Below are 17,796 nucleotides of genomic sequence, written 5' to 3' on the forward strand. Positions count from 1 at the left end.
ACCGTCTCCCTATCGCGTGAAGGCCTGAACGTTGCCCGCATCAACGTTCAGAATGTTACCCGTGGATTTGGCCGACGTCTCGGCGGCGAAGAAATAACAGGCCTCGGCAATATCTTCCGGCAGGACTGAGCGTTTCAGCATGGATCGGTTGCGGTACATCTCTTCCAGCCCCTCCTTATCCGTGCCGTAGGTCGAAGCCCGCTGATCCAGCCAATCGCCTTCCCAGATCTTGGAACCCCGCAACACCGCATCCGGGTTCACAACGTTGACCCTGATCCCGGCCTCAGCACCTTCAAGCGCAAGGCAACGGGCCAAGTGGATTTCCGAGGCCTTCGCCGTGCAATAGGCCGAGGCATTGGGCGAGGCGGCAAGCCCGTTTTTCGAAGCCACGAAAACGATAGATCCGCCCATGTCCTGCACCCGCATGATCTTGAAAGTTTCCCGGCTGACGAGGAAATACCCCGTGGACAAGATGTCCATGTTCTTGTTCCAAAGGTCGAGGGACGTTTCCTCAACCGGGGCAGAGGATGCGATCCCGGCGTTCGAGACAAGGATGTCGATGCCGCCAAATTCGACGGATGTTTCAGCCAACGCCTGGGCCACGGCATTTTCATCCGTGACGTCCATCAGGACGGTGCAAACGACGTCCTTGCCGAACTGCTGGGTCAGGACCCCTTCCGTCGCGGTGAGGCTTTCAGGATTGATGTCGGCCAGCACGACACAGGCGCCCTCGGACAGATAACGTTCTGCCGTTGCCGACCCTATGCCGCCGGCGCCGCCGGTGACCAGCGCGACGCGACCAGCCAGCGATTTTGGTTTCGGCATGCGCTGCAACTTGGCTTCTTCCAACAGCCAGTATTCAATGTCAAAAGCTTCCTGCTCTGGCAGGCCGCAGTATTCGCTGACGGCACTTGCCCCGCGCATAACATTGATCGCGTTGACGTAGAATTCGCCGGAAATGCGGGCCGTGCCCTTGTCTTTGGCAAATGTGATCATGCCAACCCCGGGGATCAGGTAGACAACCGCGTTGGGGTCTCTAAGCGCAGGCGAGTTATCGTGTTTGCAACAGTTGTAGTAAGCCGTGTAGTCCTCACGATAGGCCGCGACTTGCGCGGGCAGGCCTTCAAGCACTGCGTCGATGTTGTTGTGGGCCGGGTCGAAGCCGACGACCAAAGGACGGATCTTAGTGCGCAGGAAATGGTCGGGGCAGGACGTACCAAGGGCCGCCAGCGCCTCCATGTCCTTAGAATTCACGAACTCAAGCACCGAGTCGCTGTCGTTGAAATGCCCGACCATGAGCTGGTTGCCACTGACAAAGCCACGGATCGCGGGCATCAGCCTGGCGGCAACGGCCCGCCTACCTTCCCGGGCGAGGCTCTGGTGGACCGCTCCGCCAAAGGCCGGAACATCGGCGGTCTTCTCGGCCAACCACTTGGTCGCGACGTTGATCACGTCGATGGTGCAGTAATAGCAGTCTTTCGCCGTGTCAGCCCATGTGAACAATCCGTGACTTTCAAGGACAACGCCATCGGCATCCGGGTTTTCCAGGCAGAACTTTTCAAGCCACAGGCCCAGTTCATACCCCGGCCGTTTCCACGGCAGCCAACCGATCCGGTCACCGAAAATTTCCTGGGTCAGCTCCTTCGAATTCTTCGACGCTGCGATCGCAATAATCGCGTCGGCGTGGACGTGATCGACATGTTTGCGCGGCACATAGGCGTGCAAGGGCGTGTCAATTGAAGCCGCGCGCGGGTTCAGTTTGAAGGTGCAGTGGGGCAGATAGCCGACCATTTCATCTTCAAACTCGACCCCGCGATAAAGCCCCTTCAGCGCGTTCAGCTTGTCCATGTATAGCGTGGAGAAGCCGTCAAGTTTCATGGACCCGATGTCACCGCCGGAACCCTTGACCCAGAGCACCTCGACCTCTTTGCCGGACAGTGGGTCGGTTTCCATGACCTTCGCAGAGGTATTGCCACCGCCATAGTTTGTGACGCGCTTATCCGATCCCAGCGTGTTGGAGCGATAGAGAAGCAGTTCCGATTCGGACATACCACCTGCCACAGCGTCATCCCAGCGGTTCTCAAGAAGCTGATTTTCGATGGATTTCAACGTTCTGCCCTCCTCACGATGCAGCGGTCGGTACTGCACCATCGCATTTAGGCTTAGTAGTGTGCATCGTTATGTCAATCAAAAACAATCACAATCAGTCATTCTGCAATGCAGAATGATTGAAAGTGATCGAAAATGATTGACAGCTGCGGCGAATCTGCGCAGCGTGGAGTGAATGGGAGGTGGCTTTGCACGAAAAAGAACGCCATAGGATCATCATTTCTGCGGTGCAGGATCGCCCCGTCGTGACGGTTGGGGACCTGTGCACCTTGACCGGCGTGTCCGAAGCCACCATCCGGCGCGACATTTCAACACTTCACATGAAACAGAAGGTACGCCGTGTCAGAGGCGGCGCTGAGGCGATAACGCCACCTCAGTTCGCCGGGCTGGCGGGCCGTCCGTTCGTCGTCAACGAAACCATGAATATCGCAGCGAAGCAGGCGATTGCGCGCGCGGCGGTTGAGATGTGTAGCGAAGGTGACAGCATCATCATCAACGGGGGCACAACGACCTTTCAGATGGTGCATCCGCTGGCCAACCGCAGGATGCAGGTCTTTACCAATTCGTTCCCGATTGCTGAGCACCTGCTGAAGCATTCGAAGAACACGATCATGTTGTCAGGCGGCGCGATCTACCGGGAACAGAACATAATCCTGTCGCCCTTTGACAACGACGTGACCCGCAACTTCTATGCAAAGCGCATGTTCATGGGGGCGCAGGGGCTGGGCCCCATCGGCCTGATGGAGGCCGATCCGCTTTTGATCCAGGCAGAACAGAAACTGATCGGACAGGCGGATGAGCTTATCGTTCTGGTCGACAGTTCGAAATTCGCGCAGCGCTCCAGCCTGGTGCTTTGCCAGTTGGACCGGATCACGACCGTGATCACCGACGAAGGAATTCCTGACAAGGCGGCGGCCATGCTTGAGGCTGCCGATGTGAATCTGATCGTTGCCCAGTCGGGCAGCGGTCAAGAAAACGAGGTGGCCTCTTGACCGCCTCCGAAACCCGAGACCCAAACATGACTTTCTGGGAGGAACTATCATGAAGCGTCGTACTTTCACATCACTTGTCGCAGGGATGAGCCTTGCTGCCGGTATGTTTGGCACCACGGCGATGGCGCAGGACAACATGCGCATCGCTCTGGTCGTAAAAGCGCTTGGGATCGGCTTCTTTGAAGCGGCCGCCGAAGGCGCTGAAGAGGCTGCCGGAGAGCTTGGCAATGTCGAGATCATCTACACCGGCCCGACCGACACCACTGCGGAAGGTCAGATCGAGGTCATCAACTCCCTGATCGCGCAGGGTGTCGACGCCATCGCGATTTCGGCAAACGACCCCGATGCACTTGTGCCAGCGCTGAAACGCGCGATGGACCGCGGTATCACCGTGATTTCCTGGGACTCGGGTGTGGCTGAAGGCGGACGCCAAATGCACCTGAACCCATCCTCGACCCCGCTGATCGGCAATACGATCATCAAGCTTGCCGCGGATCACATGCCGGATGGTGGTGAAGTCGCGATACTGTCGGCGTCGGCCACGGCAACCAACCAGAACGCCTGGATCGAGGCCGCGAAAGAGGTTCTTCCGAACTATGACGGCGTAGATCTGGTGGCCACCGTCTATGGCGACGACCTCAGCGACAAATCCTACCGAGAAGCACAGGGCCTCATGGCATCCTACCCTAACCTGAAGGCGATCATCGCGCCAACGACCGTTGGCATCCTGGCGTCCTGCCAGGCGGTGACCGACGCGGGCAAGATCGGTGAGATCAACGTGACCGGTCTGGGCCTCCCGTCCGAGATGGCAGGCTGTGTTGATAGCGGTGCAACCAAGAGCTTCGCAATCTGGAACCCGATTGACCTTGGCTACTCGGCCACCATGCTTGCGCACGCAATCGCCAACGGTGCTGAAACCGGTGCCGGTGCCGAAATCCCGATGGGCCGCATGGGCTCGGTGACGCTGGATGACACCGGCTCGGCAGCCATGGCTGATCCGTTCACCTACGACAGCTCGAACATCGAACAGTTCAAGTCGATCTTCTAATCTGAACGACGTGTCTGGGCGTGTGCGATGACCCACGCCCCGACACCCCATTCTTCCCACATCCAGAAACACCGTCCATGCAGTTGGAATTGAGACCAGACGTGTCGAACGCCGCCGCCCCTACACCGCTTCTGAGCCTGTCCGGCGTGACCAAGACATTTCCCGGCGTGCGGGCCCTTTCAGATGTTTCGCTAAACCTCTACCCGGGCAAGGTCACGGCATTGGTGGGCGAAAACGGTGCTGGCAAGTCTACCGTGGTGAAGGTTCTGACGGGCATTTATCAACCCGACGAGGGTGACATCCGGATCGATGGCGAGGCTCTCAGTTTCCCGACACCGCAATCCGCCGAAACTGCTGGCGTGACCGCCATCCATCAGGAAACCGTCCTTTTCGACGAACTGACGGTGGCGGAAAACATATTTCTCGGCCATGCGCCAAAGGGGCGATTTGGCCTGATCGACAAAACTGCCATGGCGACCCGTGCGCGCGAGATTCTGGATGGAATCGGGGCCAAGATTGATCCGGGCGCGACGCTCAAGGACCTTGGAACCGCGAACAAGCACCTGGTTGCCATTTCCCGGGCGCTGTCCATCGACGCGCGCGTTGTGATCATGGACGAACCGACCGCAGCCCTCAGTCAGAAAGAAATCGAAGAGCTTTACGAACTCGTTGAAAGCCTGAAGGCGCAAGGCAAGGCGATCCTCTTCATTAGCCACAAGTTTGACGAGATCTTCCGCATCGCCGATTTCTACACCGTCTATCGCGACGGCCAGATGGTCGGCGAAGGGGCGATTGTAGATGTCAGCGAGCCGGAACTGGTCAAGCTCATGGTAGGCCGCGACGTCAGCCAGATATTCCCCGAACGCGACCACAACGTCGGCCACGATATCCTCGAAGTCGCAGGGTACGACCACCCGACCGAATTCGCGGATATCGGTTTCACGCTCAGGCGCGGCGAAATACTCGGGTTTTACGGGCTGGTCGGCGCAGGTCGGTCCGAATTCATGCAGGCCCTTTTCGGGATCACCCGCCTCTCGGGCGGAAGCTTGAGGATCGACGGGGCACCGGTTTCGATTGCATCGCCCGCCGACGCGGTCGCAAGTGGCATCGTCTATGTCCCGGAGGACCGGGGCAAGCAAGGCACAATCAGCGCGCTGCCGATTTTTCAGAACGTGACGCTGCCGTCACTCGCTCGCACCTCGCGCAAGGGGTTCATCAGGCTGGCCGAGGAATTCAAGCTGGCGCGGGAATATACCGAACGTCTCGACCTGCGCGCCGCTTCGCTGGACACCGATGTCGGCAACCTGTCGGGCGGCAACCAGCAGAAGGTCGTGATCGCCAAATGGCTCGCCACCCAGCCCAAGGTCATCATCCTGGACGAACCCACCAAGGGCATCGACATCGGGTCCAAGGCCGCCGTGCATGAATTCATGGCGGAGCTTGCCGCGCAAGGGCTCGCCGTCATCATGGTCAGTTCCGAAATCCCCGAGATCGTGGGCATGTCGGACCGTGTGATCGTCATGCGCGAGGGGCGCATAGTGGCGGAACTGGCCCGCGACCAGATCACGCCCGAAACGCTTGTCAGCCACGCCGCAGGGATCAGGGAAGCCGCGCAATGAAACGTATCCTCGCCTCCCGCGAACTTTTGCTGCTGGTCGCCATCGCATTGGTGCTTGGCATCATCTCAAGCCGCTTCCCGGCGTTCATCACGCTGTCGAACCTGGCTACCGTCTTCAACGACACCTCGCCGCTGATCCTGCTGGCTATCGGCCAGATGATCGTGATCTTGACGAAGTGCATCGACCTCTCGGTCGCCGCCAACCTCGCGCTGACCGGCATGGTCGTGTCCCTGATCAATATCTCGGCACCAGGTCTGCCGATTATCGTAACGCTGGCCGTGGCCACTGGGTTCGGGGCGTGCCTTGGAATGTTCAACGGTATCCTTGTGTGGAAACTGGACATCCCGCCTATCGTGGTGACGCTTGGCACCATGACCATCTTCCGGGGAACCATCTTCCTTCTGACCGAGGGCAAATGGGTCAACAGCCACGAGATGAGCGACACTTTCAAGGCATTCCCGCGCACCGAGCTTCTTGGCCTTCCGGTGCTAAGCTGGTTTGCCATCGCGGCGGTGATCCTTTTCACCATTGTCATGACCCGCACCACCCTGGGCCGCGCCTTCTACGCTGCCGGGGGCAACCCCCATGCGGCGACCTATGCCGGGATCAACGTGGGCCGGACCCAGTTCTGGGCCTTCACGATCTCTGGCGCGCTGGCCGGTCTGACCGGCTACCTCTGGGTCTCTCGCTTCGCGGTTGCTTATGTCGATGTTGCTGGGGGGTTTGAATTGACCGTCGTGGCGGCCTGCGTCATTGGCGGCGTGTCGATCATGGGTGGCATCGGTTCGGTCCCCGGCGCGCTGCTGGGCGCGCTGTTCCTCGGCATCATTGCCAATGCCCTGCCGGTCGTGAACATCTCTCCCTTCTGGCAGATGGCCATCTCGGGCGGTGCGATCATCATCGCGGTTGTTCTAAACGCCCAGGCCAACCGGACGAAGGGCCGCGTCATCCTAAAACGCGCGGAGCACGCGACATGACCACGACGGCACGCTCGATCCCCGATCGCCTGCGCTCGCCGCTGGAGCGGAACCTAAAAAGCTGGGAAAGCCTGCTGATGCTGGTCGCAATCGGCATCTTCATCGCCAACAGTTTCGCCTCACCCTATTTCCTGAATGCCTGGAACCTCTCCGACGCGACCTTCAACTTCACCGAAAAGGCGATGATCGCCTTTGCCATGGCCCTGCTTATAATCTCTGGCGAAATCGACCTCAGCGTCGCCGCAATCATCGCACTGGCTTCGACCGCCATTGGCGCCGCCGTGCAGGCGGGTGTCGGGACAGAGGGGCTGGTCCTCATCGGTCTGGCCGTCGGTCTGGCCTGTGGCGCGGTAAACGGTTTCCTCGTCACCGGCCTTGGCTTGCCATCCATCGTCGTCACCATCGGCACGATGAGCCTTTTCCGCGGGATCAGTTTCATCGTGTTGGGCGATCAGGTCTACAAGGGTTATCCAGCCGATTTCGCCTTTTTCGGGCAGGGCTATGTCTGGTGGGTGATTTCCTTCGAATTCGTCCTCTTCGCCATCATTGCGGTGATCTACGCGGTCGTCCTGCACATGACCAATTTCGGCCGCGCGGTCTATGCCATCGGAAACAATGCCACGGGGGCGCTGTTTTCGGGCATTCGGGTGGGCCGGGTGAAGTTCACCCTGTTCCTGCTGACGGGCCTGATGTCCGGGGTCGCCGCCGTCTGCCTGACATCCCGCCTCGGCTCGACCCGACCCTCCATTGCCTTCGGGTGGGAGCTTGAGATCGTGACCATGGTCGTCCTTGGCGGGGTCAACATCCTCGGCGGCTCCGGCTCCATCCCCGGCGTTGTGATCGCGGCCTTTGTCATGGGGCTTGTGACTTTCGGACTTGGCTTGCTGAACGTGCCCGGTATCGTGATGTCGATTGTTATCGGGGCGTTGCTGATCACGGTCATCGCGCTGCCCCGGCTCTGGTCGATGTGGAGGGGCTGACATGGAAAAATACGCCTTCAAGATGAAGCTCAACCCGGGCTGCAGGGATGAATACGAAAAGCGCCACGATGAGATTTGGCCAGAGCTTGCCACGCTGCTGAAAGACGCGGGCGTGTCTGACTATTCGATCCATCTGGACGAAGAAACGAACATTCTTTTTGGCGTCCTTTGGCGCACCGACGACCACAAAATGGATGCCTTGCCCCGCAACGAGATCATGCAGCGATGGTGGGCGCATATGGCGGACATAATGGAAACCAAGCCCGACAACGAACCCGTGGCGGTGCCGCTGACGCCCGTCTTCCACATGCCATGACCCCCCGGCACGTCGCCGTCATCGACATCGGCAAGACCAACGCCAAGCTTGCGCTGGTCGATGCGACTGACATGTCCGAAGTGGAGGTACTGACCCGGCCTAACGTGGTTCTCGTCGCTCCACCCTATCCGCACTTTGATGTTGAGGCGATCTGGCGCTTCCTTCTGGACGGGTTGGAGCAGTTTCAGAAGGCGCACGGCGTAGATGCCATTTCCATCACGACCCACGGGGCGTCTTGTGCCCTGATCGCGCCAGACGGCGCCCTTGCTGCCCCGATCCTCGACTATGAGCACACAGGCCCTGATGATCTGGCCGCGGCGTACGACGCCATCCGCCCGCCCTTTGAGGAAACCGGATCGCAAAGGTTGCCGATGGGTCTGAACCTGGGTGCGCAGTTGCATTGGCAATTTGAGCAGGACCCCGCGCTTCGCGAACGCACCGCCGCCATTGTTACCTATCCGCAGTACTGGGGGCATCGCCTGACAGGAGTGCCGGCCAGCGACGTGTCGTCCCTTGGTTGTCACACGGATCTGTGGAAACCGTCCAAGGCGCACTATTCTTCGTTGGTCGAACGGTTGGGTATATCTGAAAAAATGGCGCCCGCGCGCAAATCTGCGGAGGTTCTCGGACCCGTGTTGCCGCAGGTCGCATCGCAAACCGGCCTGCGCTTTGACACGCCGGTGTACTGCGGTATCCACGATTCAAACGCATCGCTTTTGCCTCATATACTGACCCGAACCGGGCCGTTTTCCGTCGTTTCGACCGGGACATGGGTCATTGCCATGACCATCGGCGGCGAAGAAGTAACTCTGGAACCTTCGCGTGACACGCTTCTTAACGTCAACGCACTGGGTGCCCCGGTACCCTCCGCCCGTTTCATGGGGGGACGCGAGTTCGAGTTGGCGATGAACGGTCAAACCACTCAATGTGCAGAGCAATTCCTTGACCTGGTCGCGAAAGACGGCCCCATGCTCTTGCCCGCAATGGTCCCGGACAGCGGACCGTTTCAGGGGCAAAAACACAGCTGGATGGGGTCAGAGCCTTTGCCCGGAACCCAGGAACGCGCGGCGGCGGTGAGTTTTTACCTCGGATTGATGACCGCGGAATGCCTGTCGCTGACCGGACACAAGGGCCCCATTATCGTCGAAGGTCCATTTGCCAGGAACAAAGGCTTCGCCAGTATGCTCGCCGCGGCGACAAACTGCAGGGTCGACGCGACCGTCACCGCAACAGGGACGAGCCAGGGAGCCGCCCTCTTGGCGACAGGCGCACTCCCCGAGCGCGCGGCCTTCGACGTCGAAACCTATTTTCACAAGACCGACGTGAGCTACCAACGTTACGCGAACAGTTGGCACAGAGCCGCAAAAGCAGGCCTGGAACCACGCCCATAGGATACCCTAAAAACCTGCACGGAACTCCGATTTCAGACATTGGGGACCAGCGTGAAACTGAACGGAATGGGCTCGAACCAGACCTTCGATGCGGCTGACGCAAATGGCCGCTTTGGGCCGTTACGCGAAGTGCTTCGCACCGGCCACGCAAATCACGACGAAAACCGTTACCCCGATCATCGAAGGCGCGACCGGTTCCGCTAGTAAGGCCGCTGCAAGGATCAAGCCGAAAAACGGCTGAAGCAGTTGTAGCTGCCCAACACCTGCTGTGCCCCCGCGAGCCAGACCGCGATACCAAAACACAAATCCAACCAGCATCGAAAAAATGGAGACGTATCCCAAACTGAGCCAGACAGGCATGCTCAAATCGGCAAATGTGTCAGGCCATGTGAAGATTGCGAGAATGACCATGAACGGTGATGACAAGACAAGCGCCCAGGAAATCACCTGCCAGCCGCCCAATCGACGCGAGAGCAGCGCCCCTTCGGCGTAGCCCAATCCGCAGGCGAGGATGGCCGCCAGCATAAACAGGTCTCCAATCAGGGACACTTCTGCACTTTGCGTGAGGGCAAAACCAACGACGGCCGCACTCCCCAAGACGGAAAACAACCAGAACATTCCGGCCGGACGTTCGCCGCCGCGCAACGCGCCAAATGCAGCGGTACTCAAGGGCAAAAGCCCGATGAAGACGATTGAATGCGCAGCCGTGATGTGCTGAAGGGCCAAGGCTGTCAGCAGAGGAAAGCCGATCACGACGCCCAAGGCCACTGTTATGAGGGATCCCAGATCCGCCAGCGAAGGTTTAAGCTGTTTGAATAAGACCAGCAAACACAGTGCCAGAGCTGTCGCCAGCACGGCACGAGCCGAGGTCAGAAAAAGAGGGTCAAATCCATTTATGGCCACTCGTGTCGCGGGCAAGGACCCACTGAAGATCAGCACACCGATCAATCCACTGCCCCAACCCGAAAATGAAGACGTCATCGCCACACAATCCTTTTTGGATCTTGTAGTGGAAGCGCTGTAGTAAATGCAGATACAGAACAGTACAGTTCACTCGAACTGTAACGATAGATGAACCCAAACAGATTGATTGTACCATGGCCAAAGCGACCCGTCGCACACTCGTGATGGACCATATCACACGCAGGATACGGTCTCGTACATATAGCGCAGGAACCAAGCTGCCGTCTGTCCGGGTGCTCGCACGTAGATTGGGCGTCTCACCCTCGACCGTAGTTGAGGCCTACGACGTCTTGGCCGCTGAGGGCGTTATCTTTGCCCGACGCGGTTCTGGTTTCTTTGTTTCCGACCGCGTTCAGCCCTTTGTCGTGTCGCAAACCGGGCCACAGCTTGAGCGAGAGATTGATCCGCTTTGGGTCGCTCGGCAATCCATTGATGCGGAAGACAGCATGGAGAAGCCCGGATGCGGGTGGATGCCGTCAGACTGGATGCCTCTGGAGTCACTGCGTCGGGCCATGCGTAATGTGGCACGGGGCAACAGCAATGTGTTGACCGACTACAGCAATGCAAAGGGGCATGCGGGCCTGCGCCAACACGTGGCACGCATGTTGGGCGATCAAAATATAGACGTCGACCCAAACACCGTTTTGCTTACAAATTCTGGGTCACAAGCGCTGGATTTGATCTGCAGATTGCTGCTCAAGCCGGGTGATACAGTTCTGGTGGACGATCCGTGCTATTTCAATTTTCAAGCCCTCTTGCGTGCGCATCAGGTCGCACTTGTTAGTGTGCCCTACACGCCCAATGGTCCCGATCTCACGATATTCGAAAGCGTTCTACGCAAAGAGCGTCCCCGGCTCTATCTGACCAACTCGGCATTGCACAATCCAACTGGCGCGACGCTCTCAGCAGCGACCGCGCATCGCGTGTTATCTCTGGCCGAGACCCATGATCTGCTTATCGTGGAAGACGCTATCTTTGCTGAGTTCGAGCCGGACCTGTCTCCGCGTCTAGCCGCGTTGGATGGGCTGGACCGTGTTCTCACGATTGGCAGCTTCTCCAAGACGCTTTCGGCGTCGCTACGATGCGGATACATAGCTGCCAGGCCTAGCTGGATTGCCGCCCTGACCGACCTTCAGGTCGCAATCAGCTTTGGTGGGCCGAGCCCGATGGTATCAGAATTGCTGCACGCAGCCCTCACCGATGGGAGCTACCGCAAACATATGGACACGCTGAGGGCCAAACTGGATCGCGCCCGCGCGCGTTCTATCGATGAGTTGGGCACCCTAAACATCAAGCCCTTCGTGTATCCCAAGGGCGGATTTTACCTATGGTGTGAGCTGCCAGACGGAAGGGATTCGGCCATGCTGGCACGGGAAGCTCTCAAACAAGGCGTTGTGCTTGCCCCGGGAAATGTCTTCAGTCCGACCCGGTCCAAGAACTCGTTTATGCGTTTCAACGTGAGCCAGATGACGGGAGTGACGCATAAAAGGCTGCTTCGTGAGCTGATGAGTGCGGCCGAGCCACAATGACCGCTTTGGGGAAGCCGCATTGCAGCGTTGTTTGATGAAGCAAATGTCGGCATTGGGCCGAACCAAGAGTTTTCTAGGTCTGCTAGTATGCCCCTGAGGCGTATATGAAGAGCCTAAGGCGGCCGTGATGATTTTGAGAGTTTTCTCGGTCGACCTTTGTAACCCACGATCAGCTTTTCATCCTCGAGCAGACGTAGCGCCGTTTCCCAGTGGATTTTGAGTTTTCGCGCCACCCTGTTGATTACTTGGGTCTCTGTCCAGATGCGGCGCAGTTTATGTTTTGGCACTTTGGGTCTGCGAACCCCACGCTGTACCTCAAAGCCTCGTTCCCTAAAGAGTTTGGACAGTGTTGCAGGCTTCATCCCGTTTGCGTTGGCAATATCTGAGCAGGTTTTTCCCTTTTTATATTGCCTATAGAGGCGTTGAACATAATCGACGCCAAGCAAGTCCAAGAGCCGTCGCACAACCAACGGGCTAATTCCGAGCCGCGTGGCAAATTCCTTATGGGTTTTACTTTGTCTAAGCAAAGCGAGGAGTTTGCGGCGCAGGTATGGCTGCCACGCATTTGGCGTCTCTCGCAGGAAAATAGTCGGAACTCTGCCACATTTTATTTCGACTATTGTGCTCAAGCCTAACCCAGTTTCTTCAACGTCAGATACCTCTATTTGCGTCTCTTGGCGCAAAGCCGTCGGCGATACAGCAACTTAGCTGATTGTCTTCCGACATTGCATTGGAATTTTGAGGCGCAAATACGTAAACATCAGAAATTAAACAATAAAAATGACACCTGTAAAGTCATTTGTTAGGTTTCGTTAACTGGAATCAGTCGGAACATTTGACATGACCGGGAATTTGATTGTCGATCTCGCGAAACATGAGCAGATCAAGTGTGACCTTCGGCTAAAAGGCAGTTCACTGGCTAAGCTGAGCCGAGATATCGGCCGTTCCATCAGCTCAGTGTCTACTGTGTCACAAGGATACAGGCGCTCTGACTACGTCCAGAAAGCCATAGCAGAAAAGCTTGGGACAACGCCCGAGGCTCTGTGGCCGGAACGTTACGAATAACGGAGGTGCCTGCAGATGAATTAGCAACAGCATAGATTGCCAGCAATCGGCCACGTGACGCCTTATCCGCAGCCTCATTTATCCATGAATCTCCAATCGCAAATAGTCCGGCTGTCGCCACGCCGGTCATAAGGCGAACGAAGAACAAGGCAGGCTCGAACTCGGTGAGCGAAAACACAAGCGCGGACCCGGCAGATATCGCAGCCCCTGCCGAGAAGGATCGGATATACCCGATTTTGGAGATAGGCCCGGCAGCAAAGAAGCAGCCAAGCAGGAAGCCTAGAGAGTATGAAGCGGATGCGATGGCAGCGCTTGCTTGTGAAGCTCCTGTTTCGGCAAAATAAAGAGCCACTAGCGTACCGGAAGCCGCCGTCACCAACTGTATGGCCGCCATCGCCAGCATGACAGATCGTAGTGTTATGAGTTGTGCCTGCACCACCACTCTTCCGTTATTCAGCTTCGTCTCTATGCCGGCCAAGGGAACACAGCCATAGCACTATTCGCAATTGAAAATGCGTTCGAGTAGATCGCCGGCACGACCATGATCTACCGGTCAATCTGTAGGCTACGTCGCAACTACACTTACTCGGGATTGAATTTTTGTACTCGTGTACGCCGACTAGGTGTCCGTCGTCAGACAGTTTTGAGAGCTTCTGGGTCGTCGAAGGTCAGCTTTACTTTGTCTGAACGCTTTTTTGCCTTCTGTTTCGGGCTGAGAGCAGACATTAATCAGATAGTGTCTAATGACAGCAAAATCCGCAGAGGCAGCCTTTCGTACTCGTTCCTATGAACGGCCATCACTCAACCAGAGATCGCTTCACATAAAACCGCTTCAACGATGTGCGCAAGTCGTCATCGAATCATCAAACATCCAATGGTTGCGAAATCTGGTGCTCTTTATGTCGCTCTCCGTCTACCGCGAAGCAGACAAAGCTGACCTTTTCAGCGCTTACTTCGATGCGAGGTTTCGTAAACTGGTTGCGCAACGCAACAACAATGCTCGGATCTTGTACTCTACCAATCCGGGAAACGTGTCGCGAAAAAGCTGGGGAGTCGGACTGTAAACAGCCGCTGCAGCATGGATCTCAAGGAAATGCCCACTGTTATTTTTGCGGGGCTTCCATCCTCTGGAGAGTAGCCAATCGTTTGTCGTGTTTCGGTGATATCCCAGCGCATACCTGGGTTATCTGACATTAGGTTTAGGGCTGCGAAGGAAATATCCTTTGCATCTATTGCGGCGCGCATTCCGCTTAGAAAGTCCCGATCACTCAACCACATTTCCTGACCCCACCGGCCCATCGCCATGTGTGTGCCGGGTTGGTTGCCGTGAGTCCATTGCGTCCAGCCGATGCGCAAGCAGATGACCGATAGTCCGTGATGCTCAGCGAAATAGGCCCCTGTCCGTTCACAGAATAACTTTGACATGCCGTAGGCGTTTACTGGCCCTGGTGGTGTCGCGCTGTTGAGCACCTTATGCGTGAACCTTTTGTCGCCGTGAACCCAGTTGGAGCTGGCAAGAACCACGCGCCTGACGCCCATGGCTGCCGCATGGTGATAGAGAGAAAGCGTTGCATCCATATTGTGTTTGATCGCGGAGGCCCAAGTGGCGGAGGGCTCTCGGTCACCAGCAAGATGCACGATAACGTCCACTCCCTTTAGCAAACTGACCCAACCGCTGTCGTCAGAAAGGTCTGCAATGTGTATGTCGGGATGATCAACGGGACGGATGTCGATGCCAGAGACGGTGTAATCGGGGTCGCTTTCTAGCGCGTTGAAGAGTTTGCGGCCGAGATGCCCGCTTGCGCCCGTGATCAAGACATGCATGACAGGAACTCCTTGTTGTTTGTGAGCCCCAATGGCATTTGGGATGCGTCTTCATCTGACAAGACGCGGAACGTCTGCCGAAAACTCAGTGTTTCATTCGGTGCGAGGTTGCGTGCCGGAGAGTGCCACTCCGCCTCGCAATAGGCGTAATCGCCCGAATTAAAGACCTCAAACGGATAGTCATGCGCAAATTGATCGCCCTGTTGAGGTTCTGGTACCGAACACATCAGCAAAGGGGCATCGCGGCCGCACCGTATCAGTGTACGACCGTTGGGGTTCGGTAGCCCGACCTTGAATTCCTGCTGTTTGTCGCAATCCACGACAATGCCATTGCCGTGCGTGGCTATCATCCCTTCGGCAGAGCCAAATACAGGATAAAATGCAGGGTCTTCCAATTCGACACCGATCTTCGTGGGAGTGTTAAGCATCATGACTGACCAAATGCCGGTCAGGCGCGAGGAGGCCCCATGGTTGGCGACGATGTGTTCTATATCCCAGCTTTCCGCTGAGGTCAGTGTGATGCGACGCGACACCGATAAGTGCGAGGTTGGACATACTGCGCTGGTGATGTCGATACGAGAGCTGTTTCTTGAAGTGATCTGGTAAGCGCCGCTATCCAACACGGGAAACGGAGCGCCATTTACCCAGGATGCATCCGGGGCGATCCACGTCTTCTCACCGCCCCAGAGTGGAAAACCAAATTGTGGAGAGCGTGTGGGTAGATCAGTAAGCCGCGTGTCATCGACCTCCAACCCGTCGAGATCTGTGTTCTGAAAGAGGAGGGAGCGCCCCTGGAAACTAACATCCCATAAACGGCCCCCGATGCCAGGCAGGACTGTCAGCCGCAGATCGTTTTGCTGCAGTTGAAGAACGCTCCATCTGTCCGACATATAAACCCTCCTATCGGTTTCCCGGCGCGACGGAATGCACCGGGAAAATCGCTTAGGTGTGCTTGAACTGGACGACGTTCTCGGCAGTAATCGGCATAACCCCGGTTTCAACGCGCTCGGGTAGAGGATTGATGCCAGCCGCCTTCCAATCGGGCAAGACCTTCAGCGCGTCAGTGTTCTGCCAATGCATCATGTGGAAGGCGAGAAAGATTTCAAGATAGGATTTCTGAGCCACTGCGCCGTGAATTGTGCCGTCTTCGATATAAGGAAGCATATCATCATTTCGGTCCATCGCGACGATCTTGATGTCCTTGCGTCCCGCCTCATTGACGGCAATTGCCGCGCCTTTGCCGCTGTCGCCGTCCGTGCCGCCAATACCAACAATATCCGGGTTCGCCTGAATTGCCTGAAGGTAGGCTGTCGGCGCATAGGACGGGTCGGCCTTATCGTTGACGACGTCGACGACCTCGATATCCGGGTACTTCTCGGCAAAGATTTGTTTGTACCCTTCGACACGCTCCAATGTGGAAGGGGCAGGGAAAGTGCCGAGGATAACTTTTCCCTTCCCGCCAATCGCTTGCGCCAGCATCTCGCCGCCGACACGTCCTGCCTGAACGCCGTTGATACCAAGGAATGTGGACCGGGGACTGTCGGGAATATCGCCAATACAACATGTGACTGGAATGCCAGCCTCTACCGCACGTTCGACGCCGGGGGCCAGAGTGGCCGGATCACCGGGGAAGATAAGGATGCCTGCGGGACGTCTTGCGATCAGTTCATCCAATTGGCGTGCTTGTGCGGCCGTGTCAAAATCCAATGGGCCCGTGAATGTGGCCTTGATGCCCATTAGTTCCTCAAGGTCTTCCATCGCATTTCGATAGTCCACCCAGAACGGCACCTGCGTGACGATGGACAGGAACACATACTCCTTGCCGGCCGCTTGCGCCATGGCTTCTTTGGACAGCATGGGCAGTCCGAACGCTGCGGCCAATCCAGCGGTGGTGCCCGCTGTCAGCAGCCTGCGCCGATTCACATTCAATTCAGTCATCGTAGTCTCCCTGTTTTGGATCTTTGGTTGTTGTTGGGTTTTGGAAAGCTTATGGATTAGCCCCGTTTGCTTCGGATCAGCATGTCCAAGGCCACCGCTGTAACGAGCACACCGCCGATGACGATCATCTGCCAGTAGATCGATACGGCCAGCATCGTCATGGTGTTGTTGATCAACGCGACAAAAACGACGCCGAGGAAAGCGCCGAGAATAGTACCTTCGCCGCCGCGTAGGGATGCGCCACCGATGACCGCCGCCGCCAGAACCTGAAGTTCGATACCGTTGCCTGCAGTGGGTGTACCGCTCATCAAGCGGGAGGCCAGCAATACACCCGCCAAAGCAGCCAGAATACCGGTCAGCGCGTACAGAATGATACGCACGCGTGTGACATGGATGCCTGACAACATCGCGGCCTTTTCATTGGCGCCGATGAAATAGACCTGACGGAAAAAGCGTGTGTGGCGGACGGCCAGGTCAAACAAGACGACGAGCAGAATGGTGAACAAGACGATGACCGGAAAGCCGCCTATGTCAGCTTTGCCGATCCAGGCAAATGATGCCGGCAGGCTTGAGACAGAAAAACCTTCGGTCAGGACAAGAGCGATGCCGCGCGCGATCGACATCGTGCCGAGGGTCGCGATAAGCGGATTGATCCCGAGGCCGGTCACGAGCAAACCGTTCACTACCCCGACAATTCCACCCAACACTAATCCGCATACCACAGCGAGCGGAATTGGCATGCCAGTCAAAAGCAGCATGGCTACGACGGTAGAAGACAAAGCCATAACCGATCCAACGGAAAGATCGAACCCGCCGGATGCAAGTAGGATCGCCATACCGATCACGATGATCGCGGTGGGGGCCATGCCCACGGCCACGGCTCGAAAGTTCGAGAAGCTGAGGAAATAGGGATTAACGTTGGACATCACGATGATGATGGCGGCGATCAGAACGATCAGCGTTAGTTCACGAATATCGACAAAAGCTTGTAGAACACGGCGCAGCAGCGGACGCTTCATGGGCAAGTTGGCTTGAGCGGTCATGG

16 protein-coding genes are annotated in these 17,796 nt (G+C 57.1%); 9 read left to right on the forward strand and 7 right to left on the reverse strand.

Annotated elements, in window-relative coordinates; genetic code table 11:
• Window positions 1-9: 9 nt before the first annotated feature.
• Window positions 10-2,151: a bifunctional rhamnulose-1-phosphate aldolase/short-chain dehydrogenase gene (locus tag ACR0AU_RS18210; RefSeq protein ID WP_480796047.1), complete on the reverse strand. Its 2,142-nt coding sequence runs from the start codon at window positions 2,149-2,151 to the stop codon at window positions 10-12.
• Window positions 2,152-2,297: 146 nt separating this feature from the next.
• Here ACR0AU_RS18210 and ACR0AU_RS18215 point away from each other — a divergent pair, with 146 nt between their 5' ends.
• The 7 genes from ACR0AU_RS18215 (at window position 2,298) to ACR0AU_RS18245 (ending at window position 9,432) form a co-directional block, all read left to right on the forward strand.
• Window positions 2,298-3,101 carry a DeoR/GlpR family DNA-binding transcription regulator gene (locus ACR0AU_RS18215; protein ID WP_170624484.1) on the forward strand — a complete coding sequence of 268 codons (804 nt, stop codon included), beginning with the start codon at window positions 2,298-2,300 and terminating at the stop codon, window positions 3,099-3,101.
• A gap of 49 nt (window positions 3,102-3,150) precedes the next feature.
• Complete coding sequence (gene rhaS / locus ACR0AU_RS18220) at window positions 3,151-4,149, forward strand: rhamnose ABC transporter substrate-binding protein (RefSeq protein ID WP_058272419.1); 999 nt, start codon at window positions 3,151-3,153, stop codon at window positions 4,147-4,149.
• Between the two features lie 77 nt (window positions 4,150-4,226).
• Entirely contained in the window at window positions 4,227-5,768 is a 1,542-nt protein-coding gene (locus ACR0AU_RS18225; RefSeq protein WP_170624482.1) for a sugar ABC transporter ATP-binding protein, read from the forward strand.
• Complete coding sequence (locus ACR0AU_RS18230; protein WP_170624480.1) at window positions 5,765-6,745, forward strand: ABC transporter permease; 981 nt, start codon at window positions 5,765-5,767, stop codon at window positions 6,743-6,745. The genes ACR0AU_RS18225 and ACR0AU_RS18230 overlap by 4 nt, the downstream gene beginning before the upstream one ends.
• Window positions 6,742-7,725, forward strand: a complete 984-nt coding sequence (locus tag ACR0AU_RS18235) for an ABC transporter permease (protein ID WP_170733122.1) — start codon at window positions 6,742-6,744, stop codon at window positions 7,723-7,725. Before ACR0AU_RS18230 ends, ACR0AU_RS18235 begins: the two co-directional genes overlap by 4 nt.
• Window position 7,726: 1 nt before the next feature.
• Window positions 7,727-8,041, forward strand: a complete 315-nt coding sequence (rhaM, locus tag ACR0AU_RS18240) for an L-rhamnose mutarotase (protein ID WP_058272415.1) — start codon at window positions 7,727-7,729, stop codon at window positions 8,039-8,041.
• Window positions 8,038-9,432: an FGGY-family carbohydrate kinase gene (locus tag ACR0AU_RS18245; RefSeq protein ID WP_170733121.1), complete on the forward strand. Its 1,395-nt coding sequence runs from the start codon at window positions 8,038-8,040 to the stop codon at window positions 9,430-9,432. The genes rhaM and ACR0AU_RS18245 overlap by 4 nt, the downstream gene beginning before the upstream one ends.
• Before the next feature lie 120 nt (window positions 9,433-9,552).
• On the opposite strand, the gene ACR0AU_RS18250 is transcribed toward ACR0AU_RS18245, so the two are convergent.
• Window positions 9,553-10,413: a DMT family transporter gene (locus tag ACR0AU_RS18250; RefSeq protein WP_171181573.1), complete on the reverse strand. Its 861-nt coding sequence runs from the start codon at window positions 10,411-10,413 to the stop codon at window positions 9,553-9,555.
• 116 nt (window positions 10,414-10,529) lie between these two features.
• On the opposite strand from ACR0AU_RS18250, the gene ACR0AU_RS18255 reads away from it, so the two are divergent.
• On the forward strand, window positions 10,530-11,924 hold the full coding sequence (locus tag ACR0AU_RS18255) for an aminotransferase-like domain-containing protein (RefSeq protein ID WP_480796048.1): 1,395 nt from the start codon (window positions 10,530-10,532) through the stop codon (window positions 11,922-11,924).
• An 840-nt stretch (window positions 11,925-12,764) separates the two neighbouring features.
• Window positions 12,765-12,989 carry a helix-turn-helix domain-containing protein gene (locus ACR0AU_RS18260; protein ID WP_171181575.1) on the forward strand — a complete coding sequence of 75 codons (225 nt, stop codon included), beginning with the start codon at window positions 12,765-12,767 and terminating at the stop codon, window positions 12,987-12,989.
• Here the strand turns inward: ACR0AU_RS18260 and ACR0AU_RS18265 are convergent.
• The 5 genes from ACR0AU_RS18265 to ACR0AU_RS18285 form a co-directional block, all read right to left on the reverse strand.
• Entirely contained in the window at window positions 12,886-13,392 is a 507-nt protein-coding gene (locus ACR0AU_RS18265) for an MFS transporter (RefSeq protein WP_480796080.1), read from the reverse strand. The genes ACR0AU_RS18260 and ACR0AU_RS18265 overlap by 104 nt on opposite strands.
• A gap of 611 nt (window positions 13,393-14,003) precedes the next feature.
• Window positions 14,004-14,813: an NAD-dependent epimerase/dehydratase family protein gene (locus tag ACR0AU_RS18270; RefSeq protein ID WP_480796049.1), complete on the reverse strand. Its 810-nt coding sequence runs from the start codon at window positions 14,811-14,813 to the stop codon at window positions 14,004-14,006.
• The gene (locus ACR0AU_RS18275) at window positions 14,801-15,703 is read right to left on the reverse strand and encodes a hypothetical protein (RefSeq protein WP_480796050.1); all 903 of its coding nucleotides are present in this window, start codon (window positions 15,701-15,703) and stop codon (window positions 14,801-14,803) included. Before ACR0AU_RS18275 ends, ACR0AU_RS18270 begins: the two co-directional genes overlap by 13 nt.
• A 52-nt stretch (window positions 15,704-15,755) precedes the next feature.
• Window positions 15,756-16,751 carry a substrate-binding domain-containing protein gene (locus ACR0AU_RS18280; protein WP_010437236.1) on the reverse strand — a complete coding sequence of 332 codons (996 nt, stop codon included), beginning with the start codon at window positions 16,749-16,751 and terminating at the stop codon, window positions 15,756-15,758.
• 56 nt (window positions 16,752-16,807) lie between these two features.
• Window positions 16,808-17,794 (reverse strand): ABC transporter permease, encoded by a 987-nt coding sequence (locus tag ACR0AU_RS18285; RefSeq protein WP_174818509.1) that lies wholly within the window; start codon window positions 17,792-17,794, stop codon window positions 16,808-16,810.
• Window positions 17,795-17,796 lie beyond the last annotated feature (2 nt).

The organism is Ruegeria sp. CG1 (genome assembly GCF_056537265.1).